This window comes from Mycobacterium sp. Soil_C_30 (assembly GCF_057656995.1).
This window is the reverse complement of sequence record NZ_JBDGJH010000002.1, coordinates 262,720-283,726: the sequence shown is the minus strand read 5'-3', so window position 1 is coordinate 283,726 and position 21,007 is coordinate 262,720. Positions and strand designations below refer to the sequence as shown.

Annotated in this window: 24 protein-coding genes and 1 pseudogene; 14 read left to right on the top strand and 11 right to left on the bottom strand. The window is 65.3% G+C overall.

Annotated features, from left to right (window positions below):
- Positions 1 to 2 precede the first annotated feature (2 nt).
- Positions 3 to 1,781 carry a penicillin-binding transpeptidase domain-containing protein gene (locus AC3A6P_RS04295; RefSeq protein ID WP_487688813.1) on the bottom strand — a complete coding sequence of 593 codons (1,779 nt, stop codon included), beginning with the start codon at positions 1,779 to 1,781 and terminating at the stop codon, positions 3 to 5.
- Between the two features lie 161 nt (positions 1,782 to 1,942).
- Between AC3A6P_RS04295 and AC3A6P_RS04290 the strand changes: the two genes are divergently transcribed.
- Positions 1,943 to 3,529, top strand: a complete 1,587-nt coding sequence (locus AC3A6P_RS04290) for an APC family permease (RefSeq protein ID WP_487688808.1) — start codon at positions 1,943 to 1,945, stop codon at positions 3,527 to 3,529.
- A gap of 65 nt (positions 3,530 to 3,594) precedes the next feature.
- Here the strand turns inward: AC3A6P_RS04290 and nrdF are convergent, their stop codons facing one another.
- The 4 genes from nrdF to AC3A6P_RS04270 form a co-directional block, all read right to left on the bottom strand.
- The gene (gene nrdF / locus AC3A6P_RS04285; protein ID WP_487689380.1) at positions 3,595 to 4,557 is read right to left on the bottom strand and encodes a class 1b ribonucleoside-diphosphate reductase subunit beta; all 963 of its coding nucleotides are present in this window, start codon (positions 4,555 to 4,557) and stop codon (positions 3,595 to 3,597) included.
- Positions 4,558 to 4,682: 125 nt separating this feature from the next.
- Positions 4,683 to 6,227 (bottom strand): flavin-containing monooxygenase, encoded by a 1,545-nt coding sequence (locus AC3A6P_RS04280; protein WP_487688805.1) that lies wholly within the window; start codon positions 6,225 to 6,227, stop codon positions 4,683 to 4,685.
- 1 nt (position 6,228) lies between these two features.
- Positions 6,229 to 6,870 carry a TetR/AcrR family transcriptional regulator gene (locus AC3A6P_RS04275; protein WP_487688802.1) on the bottom strand — a complete coding sequence of 214 codons (642 nt, stop codon included), beginning with the start codon at positions 6,868 to 6,870 and terminating at the stop codon, positions 6,229 to 6,231.
- A gap of 44 nt (positions 6,871 to 6,914) precedes the next feature.
- Positions 6,915 to 7,655: a TetR/AcrR family transcriptional regulator gene (locus AC3A6P_RS04270; RefSeq protein ID WP_487688799.1), complete on the bottom strand. Its 741-nt coding sequence runs from the start codon at positions 7,653 to 7,655 to the stop codon at positions 6,915 to 6,917.
- Between the two features lie 177 nt (positions 7,656 to 7,832).
- Here AC3A6P_RS04270 and AC3A6P_RS04265 point away from each other — a divergent pair, with 177 nt between their 5' ends.
- The 4 genes from AC3A6P_RS04265 (at position 7,833) to AC3A6P_RS04250 (ending at position 10,598) form a co-directional block, all read left to right on the top strand.
- Positions 7,833 to 9,020 (top strand): NAD(P)/FAD-dependent oxidoreductase, encoded by a 1,188-nt coding sequence (locus AC3A6P_RS04265; RefSeq protein WP_487688796.1) that lies wholly within the window; start codon positions 7,833 to 7,835, stop codon positions 9,018 to 9,020.
- A gap of 276 nt (positions 9,021 to 9,296) precedes the next feature.
- Complete coding sequence (locus tag AC3A6P_RS04260; RefSeq protein ID WP_487688793.1) at positions 9,297 to 9,698, top strand: VOC family protein; 402 nt, start codon at positions 9,297 to 9,299, stop codon at positions 9,696 to 9,698.
- A 10-nt stretch (positions 9,699 to 9,708) separates the two neighbouring features.
- A complete protein-coding gene (locus AC3A6P_RS04255; RefSeq protein ID WP_487688791.1) occupies positions 9,709 to 10,125 on the top strand; it encodes a VOC family protein in 417 nt (138 codons plus the stop codon).
- Positions 10,122 to 10,598, top strand: a complete 477-nt coding sequence (locus AC3A6P_RS04250; protein WP_487688789.1) for an SMI1/KNR4 family protein — start codon at positions 10,122 to 10,124, stop codon at positions 10,596 to 10,598. Before AC3A6P_RS04255 ends, AC3A6P_RS04250 begins: the two co-directional genes overlap by 4 nt.
- Here AC3A6P_RS04250 and AC3A6P_RS04245 read toward each other — a convergent pair.
- Complete coding sequence (locus AC3A6P_RS04245) at positions 10,595 to 11,308, bottom strand: LysR family substrate-binding domain-containing protein (RefSeq protein WP_487688786.1); 714 nt, start codon at positions 11,306 to 11,308, stop codon at positions 10,595 to 10,597. The two genes, AC3A6P_RS04250 and AC3A6P_RS04245, sit on opposite strands and share 4 nt — an antisense overlap.
- 28 nt (positions 11,309 to 11,336) lie before the next feature.
- Between AC3A6P_RS04245 and AC3A6P_RS04240 the strand changes: the two genes are divergently transcribed.
- The 6 genes and pseudogenes from AC3A6P_RS04240 (at position 11,337) to AC3A6P_RS04215 (ending at position 14,663) form a co-directional block, all read left to right on the top strand.
- The gene (locus AC3A6P_RS04240; protein WP_487688784.1) at positions 11,337 to 11,723 is read left to right on the top strand and encodes a DUF5997 family protein; all 387 of its coding nucleotides are present in this window, start codon (positions 11,337 to 11,339) and stop codon (positions 11,721 to 11,723) included.
- A 29-nt stretch (positions 11,724 to 11,752) separates the two neighbouring features.
- Positions 11,753 to 12,100 carry a WXG100 family type VII secretion target gene (locus AC3A6P_RS04235; protein WP_487688781.1) on the top strand — a complete coding sequence of 116 codons (348 nt, stop codon included), beginning with the start codon at positions 11,753 to 11,755 and terminating at the stop codon, positions 12,098 to 12,100.
- 12 nt (positions 12,101 to 12,112) lie between these two features.
- Positions 12,113 to 13,957, top strand: coding sequence for an RNase A-like domain-containing protein (locus AC3A6P_RS04230; protein ID WP_487688779.1), 1,845 nt, complete (start codon positions 12,113 to 12,115; stop codon positions 13,955 to 13,957).
- A complete protein-coding gene (locus AC3A6P_RS04225) occupies positions 13,954 to 14,283 on the top strand; it encodes a contact-dependent growth inhibition system immunity protein (protein ID WP_487688777.1) in 330 nt (109 codons plus the stop codon). The genes AC3A6P_RS04230 and AC3A6P_RS04225 overlap by 4 nt, the downstream gene beginning before the upstream one ends.
- A 39-nt stretch (positions 14,284 to 14,322) precedes the next feature.
- Positions 14,323 to 14,457, top strand: a pseudogene (locus AC3A6P_RS04220) (LppU/SCO3897 family protein); the annotation flags it as partial.
- A gap of 35 nt (positions 14,458 to 14,492) precedes the next feature.
- Positions 14,493 to 14,663, top strand: coding sequence for an LppU/SCO3897 family protein (locus tag AC3A6P_RS04215; protein ID WP_487689378.1), 171 nt, complete (start codon positions 14,493 to 14,495; stop codon positions 14,661 to 14,663).
- Positions 14,664 to 14,672: 9 nt separating this feature from the next.
- Here AC3A6P_RS04215 and AC3A6P_RS04210 read toward each other — a convergent pair whose 3' ends face one another.
- Positions 14,673 to 14,837 (bottom strand): hypothetical protein, encoded by a 165-nt coding sequence (locus tag AC3A6P_RS04210; RefSeq protein ID WP_487688774.1) that lies wholly within the window; start codon positions 14,835 to 14,837, stop codon positions 14,673 to 14,675.
- 108 nt (positions 14,838 to 14,945) lie between these two features.
- Here AC3A6P_RS04210 and AC3A6P_RS04205 point away from each other — a divergent pair, with 108 nt between their 5' ends.
- The gene (locus AC3A6P_RS04205) at positions 14,946 to 15,293 is read left to right on the top strand and encodes a contact-dependent growth inhibition system immunity protein (protein WP_487688771.1); all 348 of its coding nucleotides are present in this window, start codon (positions 14,946 to 14,948) and stop codon (positions 15,291 to 15,293) included.
- Positions 15,294 to 15,337: 44 nt separating this feature from the next.
- On the opposite strand, the gene nrdE is transcribed toward AC3A6P_RS04205, so the two are convergent.
- The 4 genes from nrdE to AC3A6P_RS04185 form a co-directional block, all read right to left on the bottom strand.
- The gene (gene nrdE, locus AC3A6P_RS04200) at positions 15,338 to 17,506 is read right to left on the bottom strand and encodes a class 1b ribonucleoside-diphosphate reductase subunit alpha (protein ID WP_487688768.1); all 2,169 of its coding nucleotides are present in this window, start codon (positions 17,504 to 17,506) and stop codon (positions 15,338 to 15,340) included.
- Positions 17,473 to 17,934, bottom strand: coding sequence for a class Ib ribonucleoside-diphosphate reductase assembly flavoprotein NrdI (gene nrdI / locus AC3A6P_RS04195; protein WP_487688766.1), 462 nt, complete (start codon positions 17,932 to 17,934; stop codon positions 17,473 to 17,475). Before nrdI ends, nrdE begins: the two co-directional genes overlap by 34 nt.
- A 38-nt stretch (positions 17,935 to 17,972) precedes the next feature.
- The gene (locus AC3A6P_RS04190) at positions 17,973 to 18,215 is read right to left on the bottom strand and encodes a redoxin NrdH (protein ID WP_487688763.1); all 243 of its coding nucleotides are present in this window, start codon (positions 18,213 to 18,215) and stop codon (positions 17,973 to 17,975) included.
- Between the two features lie 457 nt (positions 18,216 to 18,672).
- On the bottom strand, positions 18,673 to 19,230 hold the full coding sequence (locus tag AC3A6P_RS04185; RefSeq protein WP_487688760.1) for an NADPH-dependent FMN reductase: 558 nt from the start codon (positions 19,228 to 19,230) through the stop codon (positions 18,673 to 18,675).
- Positions 19,231 to 19,317: 87 nt separating this feature from the next.
- Between AC3A6P_RS04185 and AC3A6P_RS04180 the strand changes: the two genes are divergently transcribed.
- Together AC3A6P_RS04180 and AC3A6P_RS04175 are read left to right on the top strand one after the other, a co-directional pair.
- The gene (locus tag AC3A6P_RS04180) at positions 19,318 to 19,923 is read left to right on the top strand and encodes a TetR/AcrR family transcriptional regulator (protein ID WP_487688758.1); all 606 of its coding nucleotides are present in this window, start codon (positions 19,318 to 19,320) and stop codon (positions 19,921 to 19,923) included.
- A gap of 4 nt (positions 19,924 to 19,927) precedes the next feature.
- Complete coding sequence (locus AC3A6P_RS04175; RefSeq protein WP_487688756.1) at positions 19,928 to 20,983, top strand: DNA polymerase IV; 1,056 nt, start codon at positions 19,928 to 19,930, stop codon at positions 20,981 to 20,983.
- Positions 20,984 to 21,007 lie beyond the last annotated feature (24 nt).

Below are 21,007 nucleotides of genomic sequence, written 5' to 3'. Positions count from 1 at the left end.
AGCTAGATCCCCCGCAGGAAGTCTCCGGAGACGGTGACCGCGGGCGCCGACGAGTCGCCGCCCACCACCAGCGTCGCGAACGCGACGTCTCCGGAGATTCCCGCGAACCACCCGTGAGAGCTGGTGTTGTCCCCGAATTCGGCGGTGCCCGTCTTGCCGCCGAGTTCGGGGATGTCGCGTAATTGGGCGGCGGTGCCCTCGGTGACGGTTTGCCGCATCATCGCCCGTAGCGGCTGAGTCACGTTGGGCGGCAACGGAACCGACTCCGCATCCGCCTCGGTGGCCTCACCCTCGACGAGGGTGGGCGTGACGGTGGCCCCGTGCGCGAGGCTGGCCTCGGCCACGGCCAGACCGAAGGGGCTGACCGTCACCGTGCCCTGCCCGATCCCGTTCTCCACCCGCTGCGCCGGGGTGTCCGCCGCTGGTACCGCGCCGGTGACCGTGGTCAACCCGGGGATCACATAGTCGACGCCGATGCCGAAGTCGCGCGCTGTGGTGGTCAGGGCGCCGGGCGGCAATTGGTCGGCGAGCTGTCCCATGGTGGTGTTGCACGATCGTGCGAATGCCGTGGCAAACGGCACCGTCCCCAGATCGAAGTTGTCATCGTTGGGGATGGTGCGGTTGTCGATGGTCAAGACGCCCGGGCAGCTGACCGGGGTCTCCGGTGCCACCAGTCCCGCGCTCAGAGCGGCCGCCGAGGTGATGGTCTTGAACGTGGACCCCGGCGGATAGAGTCCCGAAAAGGCCAGGGGGCCTTGAGCATTGGCTGCCACGTTCTGCGCCGCGGCAAGAATGCCGCCGGTGGAGGCGGACAGCGCCACCAGAACGGTGGGCCGGGGCTCGACGGACACCGCCCGCTGCGCCAGCAACTGCAGCCGCAGATCCACAGTGGTACGAATCGGCTCGGTGGGCTTCGGCGGCGACGACTCCAACCGCTGTGCCAGTGCGCCGTCGGCATCCACCAGGGACACCGACCAACCCGAGTTGGCCGTGATCCGGTTGTGCCACAGTTCAGGCAAACCGGCGATGGCCGGCGACGACAGGTTTCGGTCGGCGGTCAGCAGCTCACCCTGCTGGACGACGGTGACACCAGGGATGGTGGCCAGCGCGGGCGAGATCAGGGCGAGGTCGGCTTCGCGCAGCTTGATCACGGTCACCCGGTCATCGGTGTTGCCGGCGAACAGGGCGGCGATCGACTCGGGGGTGACACCCGGCTCGAACGGCACCAGCAGTGGCGCCAGGGCCGCGGCTGACGCCTGCTGCGCCCTGTCCAGGCTGATGACCCCGACGGTCTGCCACGTCAGCAGCGGCTGACCGGTGCGGTCCAGGACCGGGGTCTGCAGATCGCTGTCCTGGCTGAACTGGAAATTCAACCCCGGCTGCAGGTCGCGGTGCAGCAGCGTCGGCGACCAGGTGATGCGCCAGTCCTCTCCGTCTCGGGCGACGGTCGCATCGGTGTCGTAACGCATCTCGCGGCCCGGCCCGAACGTCCACTGGTACGAGACGGCGAACTCGGCATCCTGGCCGTCGACCTGGACGGGAGTCGCTGCCACCGATGCGCCCTGTCCCATGCCGTCGAGCATGCCGGCGATCACCGGCTCCGCGGCGGCGGGATCCGTGGTCTCGGCGGCTGCGGCCCGAGCATCCTTGCGTTGCAGCGCGTTTGCGAATGCCGTGAAGCGATCACTCGGGTCAGGGCCGCCGGAACAGCCGACCACGCCGAGCAGCATGGCGAGCGTCGTAACGATCAGGACCACCTGGTGCACTCTGCGTCGCCTCATAGACCTCCGAGTTAACCGCTCCGAGCCGCACAGCTCAACCTGTCAAGTTGCTGCGAATACCTGTGGCCAAGTTGTGAGGCCCATTCCCCGATGCGACGCTCGCTGCGGATTCGCAACGCCGCGGAACCCTCAGCATCCCTTTTCGATCCAGGAGGCCCGCGGTGAGTACTGATTCCGCAGCCGTTCAGTCACCCGATACTCCATCGGGACTGAAAAAAGGCGCCATCGGCATGGTGGCCGTTATTTTCATGGCGGTCGCCAACGCGGCGCCCATCACCGCGATGACCGGCAACACGCCCATCGCCGTCGGGTTCGGCAACGGCCTCGGCGCGCCCGCCGGGTTCCTCTTCGCGACCATCATCCTCACGCTGTTCGCACTGGGCTACGTGGCGATGGCCAAGCACATCACCACCACCGGCGCCTTCTACGGCTTCATCTCGCACGGCCTTGGCCAGGTGTGGGGCATGGCCAGCGGGATGCTCGCGACATTCGCCTACGTGGTCTTCGAGGGATCCCTGATCGGCGGCTGCGCCTATTTCGCCAACGATGCGGTCAACACCATTGTGGGCGTGGACATCCCGTGGCTGGTGTTCGCCGTCGGCGCGGTGCTCGTCATAGCGGCGCTGTGCCACTTTCACATCAGCCTCACCGCGGCCATCCTCGGTGTCACGCTCGTGGCCGAGGTGCTGGTACTGCTCGCGCTGGCGTTCTCGGTGGTCTTCTCCGGCGGCGGCCCCGACGGTTTCATGCTGGACAAGACCGTGCTGCTGAACAACGCCTTCTCCAGCCTGCCCGAGGGCGCCTTCGGCACCGCGGCGGCGGCCGGGTCCATGGCGATCGGGCTGTTCTTCGCGTTCTGGTCCTGGGTCGGATTCGAGACCACGGCGGTGTACGGCGAGGAATCCCGCAACCCGAAGAAGATCATCCCGCGGGCCACCCTGATCGCGGTGATCGGCCTGGGGCTGTTCTACACATTTGTCTCGGCGATGGTGCTGGCCGGCAACGGCGCCGCAGCCTCGGTGGAGGCCTCGATCAGCGCCTCGCCGCTGGATCTGTACTTCGGTCTGGTGGAAGCCAACCTCGGCACCGTCCTGCTCGACATCTACAAGATCTTGTTGGTGATCGGTTCCTTCGCCTGCGCGCTGGCGTTCCACAACGCCGCCTCGCGCTACCTGTTCGCCCTGGGCCGCGAAATCCCCTCGGCCGCAGTGCAGAAGAGCATCGGCGCGGCGCATCCCAAACACGGCTCGCCGTACATCGCCTCGGCGGTGCAGAGTGCGATCACCCTGGCGATCGTGTTGCTGTTCGCGTTCTTCACCGCCGTGCAGGTGCCCGACGCCGACGGTGTGCCCGTCGACACTCCGGCGCTGGTGCCCTACACCAACATCTACGGACTGCTGGCGCTGATCGGCACCGCCGCGATCCTGCTGGTGCAGGCCATCTGCTCGTTCGCCGTGATCTGGTACTTCTGGGTGCGAAAGACCCACCGCGGCAACATCATCACCACGTTGGTGTGCCCCCTCATCGGTGGCGTGGCCATGCTCTACGTGGTGTGGCTGCTGTGGGACAACCGCGCCTTCGCCGCGGGTTATGCCGCCAACTCCCTGGTGTTCAAGGCCGGTCCGTACTTCATCCTGGCCGTCTTCGTGCTCGGGCTCGTGTACGCGCTGTGGCTGCGGTCCGCACGGCCCGAGGTCTACGCCGCGATCGGGCGGACGGTGATGGAGGACGCCCACGAACGCGCCTGAGCGCACCTGAACGAAACCCCCTGTGGCACACAGCGCCACAGGGGGTTTCGTTTGTGGTCGACGATCTAGAAGTCCCAGTCCTCGTCTTCGGTGTTGACGGCCTTGCCGATGACGTAGCTGGAGCCCGAGCCGGAGAAGAAGTCGTGGTTCTCGTCGGCGTTGGGGCTCAGCGCCGACAGAATGGCCGGGTTGACGTCGGTCTCGTCCTTCGGGAACAGCGCCTCGTAGCCCAGATTCATCAGCGCCTTGTTGGCGTTGTAGCGCAGGAACTTCTTGACGTCCTCGGTGAGCCCCACACCGTCGTAGAGATCCTGGGTGTATTCCACCTCGTTGTCGTACAGCTCGAACAGCAGCTCGTAGGTGTAGTCCTTGAGCTCGGTGCGCTTGGCCTCGTCGACCTGTGCCAGGCCGCGCTGGAACTTGTAGCCGATGTAGTAGCCGTGCACGGCCTCGTCGCGGATGATCAGCCGGATCATGTCGGCGGTGTTGGTGAGCTTGGCGCGGCTGGACCAGTACATCGGCAGGTAGAAGCCCGAGTAGAACAGGAAGCTCTCCAGCAGCGTCGAGGCCACTTTGCGCTTGAGCGGCTCGTCACCTTTGTAGTACTGCATGACGATCTCGGCCTTGCGCTGCAGGTTCGGGTTTTCTTCCGACCAGCGGAACGCCTCGTCGATCTCGGCGGTGGAGCACAGCGTGGAGAAGATGTTGCTGTAGCTCTTGGCGTGCACCGATTCCATGAACGCAATGTTGGTGTACACCGCTTCCTCGTGCGGGGTGAGCGCGTCGGGGATCAGGCTGACCGCACCGACGGTGCCCTGGATGGTGTCGAGCAGCGTCAGGCCGGTGAACACCCGCATGGTGAGCTGCTTCTCGTGGTCGTTGAGCGTGCCCCACGACGGGATGTCGTTGGACACCGGGACCTTCTCCGGCAACCAGAAGTTGCCGGTCAGCCTGTCCCACACTTCGCCGTCTTTGTCATCGTGCAGACGATTCCAGTTGATGGCCGAAACGCGGTCGATCAGCTTGATTCCATCAGACACCGGAAACCCCTTCTGCAACACCGTGACGGCGAATCGCCGCTTGTGCCCGCAACACTACAACTGGGGTGAGACAACAGGCCGCAACACAAGACGTTGTGTCGTCACGAGTTTTCTCAGGCCGGCGCCGACACGCGTTCGACACGCCGGGAAGGCCCGATGAGCCGGTACTCGTCGAGGTCCAGCGTGCGCGTCGCCGCCCAGTACTGCCAGGTGAACCCGCCCCACAACGTGCGGTTGTTGCCGTGCTCGTCGAGATACCAGCTACGGCAACCGCCGGTGTTCCACACCGAGTGCGACAGGTCCTCCTGCAGCTTGTCGTTGAATCGGTTCTGCGCCTCCCGTGTCGGTGTCAGCGCGTCGGCCCCGGCTCTGTCGACCGCCGCGATGGCCTGCGCGACGTAGCGGATCTGCGATTCGATCATGAACACCACCGAGGTGTGGCCCAGACCGGTGTTCGGGCCGAGCAGGAAGAACAGGTTGGGCATACCGGCCACTGTGATGCCGCGATGGGCCACCACTCCTTCGGCGTTCCACCGGTCGACCAGGTCTTCCCCGCCGGGTCCCTTGATGTCGACGTAGGTGTAGGAATCGGTGACGTGGAAGCCCGTCGCGAAGATGATGACGTCCGCAGCACGCTCGGTGCCGTCGGCGGTCACCACGCCACCGGGGGTGATCCGCGTGATCCGGTCGGTGATGACCTCGGCGTTGGGCCGGGCCAGCGATTGGTAGTAGTTGGTGGAGTACAGGATCCGTTTGCATCCGGCCCGGTAGTCGGGAGTCAGTTTCGCCCGCAGAGCGCGATCCGAGATGGCACGGCGGATGTTCCACTTCCCCATGGCCTCGTAGACGCGCAGCAAGCCCGGTCGCCGGGTCAAGCCGAACGCGGTGCCTTCGAGGAACCAGTAGATGCCGGCGCGCAATGCCGCGCGCACCCCGGGCACGCGGGCGAACACCTGCTGCAGCCGGGGTGAGATGTGGGCGTTGGGACGCGGGAACACCCAGGGCGGGGTGCGTTGGTAGAGCTGGAGGTGCGCCACCTGCCCGACCACCTCGGGCACGATCTGGATGGCGCTGGCGCCGGTGCCGATCACCGCGACCCGCTTGCCGGTCAGATCGATGCCCGGATCCCACTGCGCGGAGTGGAACGCCGAGCCGGCGAATGTGTCCAGCCCCTCGATCTCGGGAATCGACGGTATGTGCAGCGCACCGGCACCGGAGATCAGGAACTGTGCGACGAACTCCTCACCGTTGTCGGTGAAGACATGCCAACGGTGTTCGTCGTCGTCCCAGTGCGCCCGCTCCACCCGGGCGCCGAACCGGATGTGGCGGCGCAGGCCGTACTTGTCGGTGACTCCCCGCAGGTACTCCAGGATCTCCGGCTGCGGCGAGAACATCCGGGACCAGTCGGGTTTGGGTTCGAAGGAGAACGAATACAGATGCGACGGCACATCGCACGCACACCCGGGATACACGTTGTCCCGCCAGGTGCCGCCGATGTCGTCGGCTTTCTCCAGGATGAGGAAATCGGCGCCCTGTTTCTGCAGGGCGATCGCCATCCCCAAGCCGGAGAACCCGGTGCCGATGATCAGGGCGCGAAAACGGGGAACCTTCTCGGAGATCATGGGACCCACGGTACTGGGTAAAACTGCGTCGCTCACCCTACTCGGCGAGCATTACGATCGAACGCCGCAACTGCTGTTCAGGCGCCGCCGGCGGAAGCGGTTCGGCCGGGTGAACGGCAAACGCGTTGATGATCAACGCCGCGAATCGACGCCACGGCTCAGCCCCCTGGGCGGAGCCGGAATTCGCCGTCGCCGAGACCACTCCCGCGTTGGCCAGCAGCATCACCACCACATCGCCGGCGACGACATCGCGGCGCAGGGCTCCGGCCTGTTGTGCACGCTCGATCAGCGTGCCCAATTTGGCCAGTGCGTCGCCGGCGCGTTTCTCGATGATGCTGCTGGCGGGAAACGACATGGTGAGCAGTTCGCGCAGGCCTGCATCACTGGCCTGTAGTTGGCACAGTTCGTAGACCAGCGCCCGGAAGCCCTGCCACGGCTCGGAGTCGTCGAGGGCCCGGTCGACGGCCTCCGTGTAGCGGGAGAGGTTGCGCTCGAAGGTCGCGGCCGCCAGGTCGGCACGGGTGGGAAAGCGGCGATACAGCGTTGCGACACCGACACCGGCCTTGCGGGCCACTTCGTCGAGCGGCACTGCGATGCCCCGGGCGGCGAAGAGTTCGGTGGCCGCATCGACGATGCGGTCGCGGTTGAGTGCGGCGTCGGCACGCAATCGCCGGGTCACCCCTCCAGGGTAGCGACGTAAGCGGATGCGCCCGTCCGGTTGATTCAGCCGCCGACGTGGGTGCGGGGCACCGCTTTACCGATCGGCAGATCGGGGTCGATGCGGATACCCAGCAGCGCAGTGGTGCCGTTGATGGCCCCGACCATGATGGTGGTCAGGTATTCGATGAACTTGTCCCGTTCCATCCGGCGCGGGCTGTCCGAATCAGGCCCCAGCCACCAGTCCGTGGCCGACGTGGCCGAACCGAATGTGGTGTAGGCGGCGAGCTCGATGGCCGCGCGGTCGAGCTCCATCTCACGGAGCTCGTTGTTGAACATCTCCGCGATCGCCAGTGTGATCTCGCGGCCCTCGTTGAGCGCCCGCATGGTCGACTCGGACTGTTCCGGGAACCCCTGCACCAGGAAGCGGACGACGTTGGGATGCTCGTCGACCAGATACACGTACTGCTCGACGCTGCGCCGGATGACCTCGCGGGCGGGATCGGTGGCGATGTTGATGACCGGGAAGATGCCGGCCCACAGCATGTCGCGCATGCGTTCGCCGATGGCTTGGAACAGATCGGACTTGTCCGTGAAGTGCCGGTAGATCTTGGGCTTGGCAGTGCCGGCCTCTTCGGCGATCTCGCGCAGACTCACTTCGGGCCCGAGCTTGTCGATGGCCCGGAACGCCGCGTCGACGATCTCCGAGCGCACCTTCTTGCGGTGTTCACGCCAGCGTTCGCTGCGCGCGTCCACCTTGACCGCGGCGGTTTCCCCGCCGGGTCGGATCTTCGGACCTCTGCGCACCTGAGCACTGTACCGCTCGACGGGTGCTGACCTGGGCATACCGCTACCCACCCGCAGGTCAGGGCGGGTGTTATCACAGTCACAGCGGGCGAAGCGGTTGTTGCAACAGGTGCGTACCTAGCTTTGTGGACTACCATCACCACCCGACGCCCTGAATCTTTCGAACGAGAGGCACGAGTGACGCAGCGATATGACCTGGTCATAGCCGGCGGGGGCCCCTCAGGTTCGGCTGCCGCCTGGCAGGCCGCCCAGACCGGCGCCAAGGTGCTGGTGTTGGACAAAGCGGAATTCCCGCGGGCCAAACCGTGCGGCGACGGGCTGACCGCCCGCGCAGTCAGCTACCTGCAGAAAATGGGCCTGGCCGACGAGGTCGCCACCTACCACCGGGTCAACCGGGTGACAGTGTTCAGCCCCAGCGCATGGGAACTGTCGTTCCCCAAGCGCCCCGGCATGCCCGACCACGGACACACCGTCAGCCGCGAGCACCTGGACACCGTGCTGCTCAAGCACGCCGAGTCCGCCGGCGCCGAGGTGCGCCAGGGTGCCGAAGTCACCGGTCCTGAGCTCAACGAGAACGGCCGCGTCATCGGTGTGACGCTCAAGAACGGCGAGAAGGTCTACGGCGACGCGGTGATCGCCGCCGACGGCGCCTACTCCCCCATCAAACGCGCCCTGAAGATCGACTCGGAGTACAACGGCTACTCGGCCATCGCGATCCGCTCGGAGATGCCGGCCAACCGCGTCGACTCCGACAGCCTCGACATCTACCTGAAGCTGCAGTTCCAGGGCGATCAGCTGCCCGGGTACGGCTGGGTGTTCCCGATGGGCAACGGCATCTTCAACATCGGGCTGGGCTACGTCAACAGCTACAAGAACTGGCAGGCGATCAACGCCACCCAGTTCCTCGGCGAGTTCCTGCGCACCCTGCCCCGCGACTGGGACCTCCCGGCCATCGAGGAGCTGAAGAAGAACAAGAGTGTGCGCGCCTGGCGATTGCCGATGGGCTTCACGGCGTGGCCGCCGTGGCGTCCGGGTGTGCTGTTCACCGGCGACTCGCTGGGCGCAGGCAAGCCGGCGTCCGGCGCGGGTATCTCCAAGGCCCTGGAATCCGGCCTGGCCGCCGGTGAGTGCGCCATCGCGGCACTGGAGAACGGCGGACCCGACGACTTCACCAACTACGCGCAGCGCATGGAGGCCGCGTGGGGCCGGGAGTACAAGCGGGGCCGTTACATGCACAAGCTGATCGGTCAGCCCAAGCTGGCGAACGCCGGTATCAAGCTGATCGACAACGCCGCGTTCCGTGACCGGATGCTCAAGGCGCTCTACAAGAAGGCCCAGGGGCCGCAGCACACCATCAAGAAGTAGGACCACCCCGCCGCATCGTCGGCGCCGCCGCCGGGTGTGGACTTCCGTCCGCACTCGGCGGTTGTGGTTTTTCGCGGTCTGCCCGCACCGCAGCCTCCCTTCCCCGGTCACATATGTGTCGGTTAGGACGCGACACGCCGCGTGGCCGTCACTGGGCACATATATGTCGCTATGCGGGCCCGGCCATCGCGGGACATATGTGTGAATTCTGACGCGACACGCCGTGTAGCCGTCACTGGGCACATATATGTCAGAGCTCAGCGGTAGACCAGAGCCATGGCGACAGCACAGTTGACGGCGTTCATCTGCTACCGCGATCCCGACGCCATGGCGGGCTGGATCGGCGACGTGCTGGGCTTCGCGGTGGTTAGTGAGTTCCGCTATGACGGTCAGCTGGTGCACGCCGAGCTGCGCCACGGTGACGCTGTGGTGTGCATCCAGCACGACGACCGCAGTTACGACGTGCCCGCCGTCAAGGGCGACTGCGTGGGCTCCGGGCTGTACATCGTTGTTGACGCCGACGAGGTGACGGCCATTCATCAACGCGCAACCGACTGCGGCACAACAGTTCTCATCGCGCCCGCGACAACAGCCTGGGGCAACTTCCGCACCGAACTGCTGGACCCCGAGGGCAGGCAGTGGTCCATCGGGAGCTATCTGCCCGGCCAGGGCGAATAGGGTGGTTGCCATGGAGCAGCGCGTCAGCCTCATCACGCTCGGAGTCGACGATCTCGCCCGCTCCCGCGCGTTCTTCGAGCAGGGCCTGGGTTGGACGCCCGCCGCCGTCCACGACGAGGTCGCGTTCTATCAACTGCCCGGGATTGCCCTCGGATTGTTCGGACGCTCCGACTTGGCGGCCGACGCCCGCCACCCCGTCGACGGGAGCTTCAGCGGCATCACCATTGCGGTCAACCAACGCAGTCAGGCCGACGTCGACCAGGTCTTCGCTGAGGCCCGGGCAGCCGGGGCCACCATCCTCAAACCCGCTGAACGCACGGAGTGGGGCGGGTATTCGGGTTACTTCGCCGACCTCGACGGCCACGTATGGGAGATCGCGCACAACCCGCAGTGGACCGTCAACGACGACGGCACCGTCACCTTGTGAGCGAACCGGGCCTGACCGACGCCGAATTCCTGCGCGTCGAAGAGGCGTTGGGTTTCGAGTTCGCCGACGATCACCGGGCATTCCTGGCGGCACAGTTGCCGACGGGTTCCGGATGGCCCAATTGGCGTGGCGGCGTCCGCGGCCTGCAGAAGCAGATGCAGCTGCCGGTCGACGGAATCCTGTACGCGGTGGAATGGGACGACTTCTGGCATGACGGCTGGGGCCCGCGGCCTGCGCGCATGAAAGATGCTCTGCGCAGCGCCAATTACCACCTGGCGCGGGCGCCGCGGCTGGTCCCGGTGCACGGGCACCACTACCTACCGGCCGGACGCGGTACGAGCGGCCGACCCGTGTTGTCGGTGATCCGCACCGATGTCACCGTCGTGGGCGCCACGTTGACCGACTACCTCGGCTCTGACGACGGCGACCGTCAGCCGGGTGTCGTCGAGTTCTGGTCCGAGTTGATCAGCTAGCGTCGACCGCGCTTGGCCTGGCCGGGTTTGCGGGCCACCTTGCCTGCGGCGGCCCGGGCGGCCTGCTTGGCCAGCGTCTTCTCCCGGGCGGTGCGCTTGGGTGCCGGCTCGGCCTGGGCCCGCGATGAGCCGGCCTTGCGGCCCCGCACGATGCCGATGAACTCCTCGACCAGTTCCGACTGCGGACCGGCGGGGACGGCTAGCGCGACGGGGCAGGTGGGTGCATCGGCAATGGGACGGTAGGTCAGGTCCTTCCGGTGATACAGCCGAGCCAACGACTGGGGAACGACGAGCGCGCCCAACCCGGCGGCCACCAGTTCGATTGCGTCGCCGGTGGTTTCGGGCCGATGCTCAACCGGCGTTCCGGGTGCCTGCGGCCAGTTGACCACGTCGTCACACGGCAGCAGCCTCGGCTCGCCGTCGAGATCGGCGGCAGAGATCTCGTCGACGGCGGTCAAGAGGTGGTCGGTGGGCACCACAGCCACCGTCGTCTCCTCGTACAGCGGAATGATTGCGAGCCCGGAGATGTCGGCGGGTGGCCGGAGGAGCGCCACGTCGACGGCGCCGGTCCGCACGGCGTCGGCCGCCTCCGCGGCCGTCAGCGCGTGCAACTCCAGGGGTGAACCGGGGTGGCGCTCCGACCAGATCCTGGCCCACTTGGCGGGCGTCCCACCTGGGACGTAGCCGAGGGTGAGCGAGGCCGATGTCACCGCTTCAGGCTACCGATACGCTTGTCCCATGAGCAGGCCCGACTCACAGTCCATGAAACCCGCCACGGCGGCCAAGAAGCTGGACGTGTATCTGCCGGCCACGCCTGCGGAGTTCCAGGAGAACGTGATCACCCGCGCTGAACTCGCCGCCTTGCAGGAGGATCCGCCGCAGTGGCTCAAGGATCTTCGCAAGAGCGGGCCGCACCCGAAGAACCTGGTGGCGGCCAAGCTGGGTATCTCGATCGCCGGTCTCGGCCGCGGCGGTGTCACCGAGGCCCTGACCACCGAGCAGATCAATCAGTTGCTCGAGGAGAAGCCGGACTGGCTGGTTGCCGAACGCGAGAGCTACCAGAATGTGCTGCGTGAAGAAAGACGCGTGAAGGCACTGCACGCCGATAAGGCCCGCGAGAGGTGACTACCGCCTCCTGAACTTTGCTGCTAAGCATGTCTGCAGAGGAGGGGATGGCAGTGGCTCTAGAGGTGAACATCGAGGATCTGGCGGCCTCGGGTGTGAAAGTGACCAGTCACGGCGAAGACGTGGCCATGAAGCACTGCACTGCTGATGCCCGGATCGAAACCGCTCATGGTGGTTGGCAGGGACATTCGGCGGCATCGCTGACGTTGCGGATGGCGGCCTGGTCGAGCACGACGACGAGCCTACTGACCCAGCTCAGCGCACACGCCCAAGGCCTGCACACCTGTGCCCAGGAGTTCTGCGCCATGGAGGAACGCCACGCCGAGGCTCTCGAAGCACCAGGGCGACAGGCTGATTCCATCGCGACCCAGATGTAGAACCCCGCGATCGTGACGCTCACCATCGCCGACATCGAACGGTGGGATGCGGGAGATGTCCGGGAGGTTTTTCACGCCGCCACCAGCCGTGCACAAGCCGTACAGGACGCGGCTGACGGCATCGCCGAGTTGCCTGCCTTTGCCAGCTGGGGCGGCGAGGCGGCCGAGGCGGCCAAAGAGGCCATCGCCAAGACCCGGGCCGATCTGGAGGCTCACGGTGCGGAAGCCCTCGCTGTAGCCATTGCTGCCCGCGCGGCGGCAGACGAGATCGAGCGCATCAAGTCCGATTTGGCGACCCTCAAGGCCGACGCCGCCGCTCTCGGTATGGAGATCGACCCGGTATCAGGTCGAGTGGTCGCCGGCCCGGATTTCAACGGCGACCCGATGGAACTGTTACTCAAGCAGCAACAGCTGCAACCGCGGGTCGACACACTGCTCGGCGAGGCAAACCTGGTCGACATGGCCTTGGCCAACGCCATCGACATGGCCAGCGGGGAGACACCGGCTCAAGCACCGGCCGGGACGAACCCGCCCGACGCCGAAAACCCGGATGCGCCCACGAGTCTCGAAGACATGCTGATTCCGCCGGAGGCTCGCCAGACGGCCGAGGGCGCGGCTGGGACACCCCGTGAGATTCTCGCCGGCAGTACCACCACTGATCCCGGTCAACCCGAGAACCTCGACGACGCGCTGACCGACGTCGCCGGACAACCCGTGCCGGTGCCGCCCGATGCCACGGACCGCCTAGTCGGGGAGCTCACCGGTAAATCCGAAGACGGCACCCCCTACACCCAGGCGCCGTTGGCGGGACCCATTGCGGCCACTGACCCCTCCGCTGTCAATCGGCAACTCGCCAAGGTTCACGCCGCTGAGCAGAACGTGAAGGCCGCAGAGGCGGCACTCAACAATGCCGCCGCCGAGAACTACACAGCAGGCGCGGGGGCAGGCCCCAACCGCAACGCCACGGATTTGCTGACCCAGAAGCTGTTCGACGCGCGCCGCGAGCTCACCGACCAGCGACAGATCCTCGAAGACCTGAACTTCGCCGTGACCGAATCCGGCGGTCGAGGCGTCGAAGTTCCACCGCCCTTGCCCAACGCCGACGTCCAGCGGCTCCCGCCGGAGCCGTCGAAACTGGCGGAAGCGAGTCGCGCACTCAGTGAGGGCAGCTTCGGCATCATCCCGGATTACGTGGAAACCGCTGACGTGCTGACCAACTGGGGCGAGCAATCAGGGGCCGAACAAGCCGGAGCCCTGCTCGACATCGCCGGGTCTGTTCCGATCCCGGGCGGCAAGCTGGTCACCGAGGGAGTGGAGCACGGCCTCGACGCTCTTGGCGTGGTTGGTCGTCATGCCGACGACATTCCCACCGACGTTCCAACACCTCACGTCGGTGCCGATGATGTGCCGAGCAGCCCTGACCTGCCGGATGTCCCGGACGGTGCAGCCGACGACATCGGATCCGTGGGTTCTTATGGCATTGAGGACACCGCTGCACTGCTCACCGCCAGCGAGGCGTCCGGCGGGCATCTCATGGAGAGGCACGTTGGCCGCACCTTCGATGATCTCGCCGCGCGCTTGGAGTCACGTCCCCGTATGGAGGCTGCCTCGACATTCGTGAGTCAGGAGGAAGCGGCGGCCGCGGTCAGCACTACGCTCCAGCACAATCGGACAGCCATCGATAATTGGGTTGCCAATAACGCTGAGGACACGTTGGTGTTGGAGGCGCCATTCAACGGCGGATCGGTACTCGTAAGGGATGCGGCGGAGACGACCACCGGGTCCTCTACCCTTGTCGTCCTGAAGGGCGACGGAACCGGTAACTGGTACATATTGACGGGATACATGGAACCATGACCAAGGGCGCAGTCTCGGAGACAATACGGCAGTTCTTCGGAGGCAACTTTCACCAGGACTGGGACATTGTTGCTGAAGAGTGGGAGGGCGTCGTCGACAGTTTCGCGAAGGGAAAAGAGGCGGCGAGGCTCACCGCCCTTGCCCTCGAGATCGATGAATTACTTGACTGCAGCGATGAGCACACGCTCGAATATCTTGTGTCACGCCAGGCACACTCCGCGTACAACCCTCAACCGCTGACGACTTATCACGAGTGGCTGAGCCAGATAGCAGACCGACTCCGCCAACACGCCGCTTCCATTGAGCGGCGGGGAGCAATCTCGTAGTCGGGCGATGTATCACCGCCGACGCCTACCGCGACGGGCATGGATGTCGAACCCGTCGACTGCAGCCGCTCGGATGCCACGCTGCAACTTGCGGCTCGAGGCGACTCGACAGCGACCTGCCCTGACGGCAATCGGGAGGGCGGCCTGTATCCGGTGCTCGCCAGCGACTCTCGCACGCAGTGCTTCGTCCTCAACTTGAGTGAGGAAGGCTGCCACGCCATTGCCCGCAAGCGGTTCCGGTGGACTGCACTGACCCCAGCGCGAACGTCAAGGTCGCCAGCCGCGTCGAGAGCAGCGCCGAGGACGCAGCCTGCGACGCCGACGCCGAGGTGTTGGCCTACCGCCAGCCACCTCGTACGTTCTGCCTCGTCGTGCCTTGACCGCTGGCCCTACCGGTCGAACATGTCGCTGAGGCGATCAAAGAACCGATCGACGCACCGCTCCACCCGGGAGCCTCTCCCCCACTTCTCCCAGACGTAGATCAGGGCGAACATCGCGACGACGATCCCGACGACCAGTACAGTGACGAGGACCGCCACAACCAACGTCGACATCAGTTCATCATCACGCACACCCGGGTTGGCGCGCACCGGCCACTAGGATTCACGTCAACGTGGCGCAGAAATTCACTTCAACAGCAAGAACAGTTACCGACCACGACCATGACCGATGACTCGATCTCCTGGGATCTGGGCCAGTTCTTCGGCGCCTACTTCCACCAGGACTGGGATCTCGAAGCGGACGATTGGCAAGGCGTCGTCGACATGTACGTCGACGACGATCCCAATGCCGAGCAACTGAGAACGCTGGCCGACGAAATCGACGATCTACGCGCGAGCCGGCCGGAGCCGGAACTGGATCATTTCCTCCTGCACACCGCCGGTTGTTACTACTGCCCCGACCCGGTGCCTCACCGACACTGGCTCGGCGAGGTCGCGCACCGACTGCGCCTGCATGCAGACGGAATTGAGCGGAACGCCGCGTCCCAACGCAGAGCCAAGTGCAAATAGAAGCAGGCCAGGCGAATCCGCCTGGCCTGCAACTCAATTGACCGTCACAGCATGCAGCTGACGCAACCCTCGACCTCGGTACCCTCCAGGGCCATCTGACGCAGCCGGATGTAGTACAGCGTCTTGATGCCCTTGCGCCAGGCGTAGATCTGAGCCTTGTTCACGTCGCGGGTGTTGGCGGTGTCCTTGAAGAACAGCGTCAGGCTCAGGCCCTGGTCCACGTGCTGGGTGGCCGCGGCGTAGGTGTCGATGATCTTCTCGTAGCCGATCTCGTACGCGTCCTGGTAGTACTCCAGGTTGTCGTTGGTCAGGTAGGGCGCCGGGTAGTAGACGCGGCCGATCTTGCCTTCCTTGCGGATCTCGATCTTGGACGCCACCGGGTGGATCGAGGACGTGGAGTGGTTGATGTAGGAGATCGAACCGGTGGGCGGCACCGCCTGCAGGTTCTGGTTGTAGATGCCGTGAGTCTGCACCGACTCCTTCAACCGCTTCCAGTCGTCCTGCGTGGGGATGCGGATGCCGGCGTCGGCGAACAATTGGCGCACCCGCTCGGTGGCCGGCTCCCACACCCGGTCGGTGTACTTGTCGAAGAACTCACCGGAGGCGTACTTCGACTCCTTGAACCCACCGAACGCCTTACCGCGTTCCAGCGCAATGCGATTCGACGCCCGCAGTGCGTGGTAGAGCACGGTGTAGAAGTAGATGTTGGTGAAGTCCACACCCTCTTCGGAGCCGTAGTGGATCCGCTCGCGGGCCAGGTAGCCGTGCAGGTTCATCTGCCCCAGCCCGATGGCGTGCGACTCGTTGTTGCCCTGCTCGATCGAGGGCACCGAGGTGATGGAGGTCTGGTCGCTGACCGCGGTGAGCGCCCGGATGGCCACCTCGATGGTCTGCGCGAAGTCCGGCGAGTCCATGGCCTTGGCGATGTTGAGCGAACCGAGGTTGCACGAGATGTCCTTGCCCACTTTGGAATAGGACAGGTCGTCGTTGAACTCCGACGGAGTGGACACCTGCAGGATCTCCGAGCACAGGTTCGAGTGCGTGATCTTGCCAGCGATGGGGTTGGCCCGGTTCACGGTGTCCTCGTACATGATGTACGGGTAACCGGACTCGAACTGCAGCTCGGCCAGGGTCTGGAAGAACTCCCGCGCCTTGATCTTGGTCTTGCGGATGCGGGCGTCGTCGACCATCTCGTAGTACTTCTCGGTGACCGAGATATCGGCGAACGGCACGCCGTAGACTCTCTCGACGTCGTACGGCGAGAAGAGGTACATGTCCTCGTTCTTCTTCGCCAGCTCGAAGGTGATGTCCGGGATCACCACGCCCAGCGAGAGCGTCTTGATCCGGATCTTCTCGTCGGCGTTCTCGCGCTTGGTGTCGAGGAATCGGTAGATGTCGGGGTGGTGGGCGTGCAGGTACACCGCGCCGGCTCCCTGGCGGGCGCCGAGCTGGTTGGCATACGAGAACGAGTCCTCGAGCAGCTTCATGATCGGGATGACACCCGAACTCTGGTTCTCGATGTTCTTGATGGGCGCGCCGTGCTCACGGATGTTGGTGAGCAGCAAGGCAACTCCGCCGCCGCGCTTGGACAGCTGCAGCGCTGAGTTGATGGAGCGCCCGATGGACTCCATGTTGTCCTCGATGCGCAGCAGGAAGCAGCTGACCGGCTCACCGCGCTGCTTCTTGCCCGAGTTGAGGAACGTCGGGGTGGCCGGCTGGAAGCGGCCGTCGATGATCTCGTCGACGAGCTTCTCGGCCAAGGTGGTGTCACCGGCAGCCAGCGTGAGCGCCACCATCACCACGCGGTCTTCGAAGCGCTCGAGGTAGCGCTTGCCGTCGAAAGTCTTGAGTGTGTAGCTGGTGTAGTACTTGAACGCGCCGAGGAAGGTGGGGAACCGGAACTTCTTGGCGTAGGCCCGGTCCAGCAGCGTCTTGACGAAGTTACGGGAGTACTGATCGAGGACCTCGCGCTCGTAGTACTCCTTCTGGACCAGGTAGTCGAGCTTCTCGTCCTGATTGTGGAAGAAGACCGTGTTCTGGTTGACGTGCTGCAGGAAGTACTGATTGGCGGCTTCGCGATCCTTGTCGAACTGGATCTTGCCGTCCTTGTCGTACAGGTTGAGCATCGCGTTGAGCGCGTGATAATCCGTCTCGCCTGGAAGGGCGTGCACGCCGGTGGTTACTGGTTCTGCAGCTGTGACGGTTGGTGGCACGTCTGTTCCTTCCAAAAATCGGCTAGTCCGGCGCGAACCGCGAAGACGTCATCCGTCGTCCCCATCAGTTCGAATCTGTACAAAAAGGGCACGCCGCACTTGCGCGAGACCACATTGCCCGCGTAGCCGAATTCGGCCCCGAAGTTCGTGTTGCCCGCGGCGATCACGCCGCGGATCAACGATCGGTTGTGTTCATTGTTCAAGAAGGCGATCACCTGCTTGGGCACGTAGCCCCCGGCGTCGGGATCGGGACCGTTGGCGTGCCCACCCCCATAGGTGGGCACGACCAGCACATACGGGTGGTCGACCTGAATCCGGTCACGCAGCGGGATCCGGATCGAGGGAAGGTCGAGCTTCTGGACGAAGCGGTGGGTGTTCTCGGACACGCTGGAGAAGTAGACGAGGTTGGGTGCGGGCACGTCCGCCATCTCGCTCCCCTCTCCGGTCGATCTGTCCTTCGTGGTCGTCAGGCCGTGGCCGCGGCGGTGACGCCGAGCGCCTTGATCCGGTCCGGCCGGAAGCCCGACCAGTGCTCGTTTCCGGCCACGACGACCGGCGCCTGCAGGTAGCCCAGCGCCATCACGTAGTCACGGGCGTCCGAGTCCAGGGTGATGTCGATGACGGTGTAGTCGACGCCTTGCTTGTCCAGAGCCTTGTAGGTGGCGTTGCACTGCACACATGCGGGCTTGGTGTAGACGGTGACGCTCATGTTTCGTTCGACTCCCTCTTCGGCTCAGCGAAACGGTTATTGACCTGACTCGGACGAGGCTCACTACTGTTCAGCAGACCGCTGCGCCCCGAAATTCCAGTTGTCCGCCGGGAGTTTCGTTCTGATTTCTCCGTCATGGATCGATCGGAACTCTGACCTTCGGCTGCCTCTAGAGGTTGGGGTCTGTCGGCTCGTCAGACACTACACCTAGTGGCCGACATTCCGAAGAGATACCACATGTTCTGAACAACATTCATGAAATTCCCTGGTCGTAAGCACTTTGGCGGCGCGTCGGGCGGCGTGTTGCAGATCACAACTCACCGTCGCGGCGCCCTCCGCCCTACTACTACCAGTGCCCACCGACAGAACCGCCTCGGCGCCGCGTCGCCCTATAACACAGCAAAGCCGTCGACAGGTCATATCCGACCCGTCGACGGCTTCGTGTCGCGAAACCGCGTCAGCCGACCTCGGCGACCAGCTTTCCCACGATGTCGCGCAGTTTCCCGACCACCTCAGCACTGTCCTGAGGGTGCTTCCCGTCCAGGCTGGACGTCGGCAGGGAGAACTCGATCGACTCCACCACCCGGAGCCCCGCGACCCCGATGGACTTGCGCGTCTCGTTGTGCGCCCACACGCCGCCGTACTGTCCGAGCGCCGCCCCGATCACCGCGGCCGGCTTGTCCTTGAGCGCGCCCTGGCCGTAGGGCCGGGAGATCCAGTCGATGGCGTTTTTCAGCACTCCCGGGATGCTGCCGTTGTATTCCGGGGTGACGATCAGGGTGGCGTCCGCTTGCGCGGCCGCATCACGCAGCGCCTGCACCGGCTCGGGCACGGGGTCGACGTCGATGTCCTCGTTGTAGTACGGCAACTCCCCCAGCCGGTCGAAAAGGTTCAGCCGGACACCCTCAGGGGCGTTGGCGACCGCGATCTCGGCCAACTGGCGGTTCACCGACTGCGCCCGCAGGCTGCCTACCAGCACCAGGACATTGACGACATCGGACTTGATCTCTGACACAGCCGTGACTTCCTTTCGATTCCGCGAGAGTTGCCCAGTGTAACCGGACTGAGGTCCGAATAATTCCGGCTGCGTTACAGTGCAGTCATGAGCACTGTGGAGTTCCCCGGCGCCCTGCCGGTCACGGACGCACCGCAGGAACGCGGCGACGCGGCACGTAATCGCCTGCTGCTACTCGAGGCGGCGCGTCGGCTCATCGCCGAGCACGGCGCCGAAAGCGTCACGATGGACGATATCGCCACCGCCGCAGGCGTGGGCAAGGGCACGGTCTTCCGACGCTTCGGCAGCCGGGCCGGCCTGATGATGGTGCTGCTGGACGAGGACGAGAAGGCCAGTCAACAAGCCTTCCTGTTCGGTCCTCCCCCGCTCGGGCCCGGCGCACCGCCGCTGGACCGGTTGATCGCGTTCGGACGCGCGCGCCTTCAGTTCACCCACGACCATCACGCGCTGCTCGCCGATATCGGCCGCGACCCGGAAAGCCGCTTCAACGCTCCGGCGATGGTGCTGCACCGCCACGTCCGGGTGCTGCTGGACGAGGCGGGCACCACGGGGGACCTCGATGCCCAGACCGACGCCCTGTTGGCGCTGCTGCAGGCCGACTACGTGCAACATCAACTCGCCGACCGCCGTCTGACCCTCGACGAACTCGGCGACAGATGGGAAAGCCTGGCGCGGAAGTTGTGCGGGCGCTGACACGATGAAGCCGCGCTGGGTGCTGCACGTCGATCTCGACCAGTTCCTGGCCTCGGTCGAATTACGTCGCCGCCCCGAACTGGCAGGCCTTCCCGTCATCGTCGGCGGCAGCGGGGACCCCACGGAACCGCGCAAGGTGGTCACCTGCGCGTCCTACGAGGCCCGCGAATTCGGCGTACACGCCGGGATGCCGCTGCGCACCGCGGCTCGGCGCTGCCCGGAGGCCACGTTTCTGCCATCGGATCCCGAGGCCTACGACACCGCCTCCGAGCAGGTGATGGGCCTGTTGCGTGACCTCGGGCATCCGGTCGAGGTCTGGGGATGGGACGAGGCCTACGTCGGCGCCGACGTCGACGACCCGGTGGCACTCGCCGACCAGATCCGTGCGGTCATCGCCGCTGAAACCGGACTGTCCTGCTCGGTGGGTATCAGCGACAACAAGCAGCGGGCCAAGGTCGCGACCGGTTTCGGCAAGCCGGCCGGTGTCTTCATCCTCACCGACGACAACTGGATGTCGGTGATGGGTGACCGACCGGTGGACGCACTGTGGGGCGTCGGACCGAAGACCGCGAAAAAGCTTGCCACTTTGGGCATCACCACGGTCGCGGACCTCGCGGCAACCGATTCCACCGTGGTCACGTCGACGTTCGGTCCCACCACCGGACTGTGGATCCTGTTGCTGGCCAAGGGAGGAGGCGACGACGACGTACGGGCCGAACCGTGGGTGCCCAGGTCCCGCAGTCATGTCACCACCTTCCCCGTCGACCTCACCGAGCGATCCGAGATCGACGCCGCGGTATGCCGGTTGGCGTGCGAGACGCTGGCGGAGATCATCGAGCAGCGCCGAGTGGTGAGCCGGGTCGCCGTCACCGTACGGACCAGCACCTTCTACACCCGCACCAAGATCCGCAAACTTCCCTCACCGAGCGTCGATCAGGAGCTCATCACCGCAACGGCTTTGGATCTTCTGCACCTGTTCGAGCTGGACCGCCCGGTCCGGCTCCTGGGCGTGCGCCTCGAGCTCGTCATGCCTGAACCCCAGCCTTCCGCAGTGCGCTGACACGTCTGGTGCACTCCTTCTGTC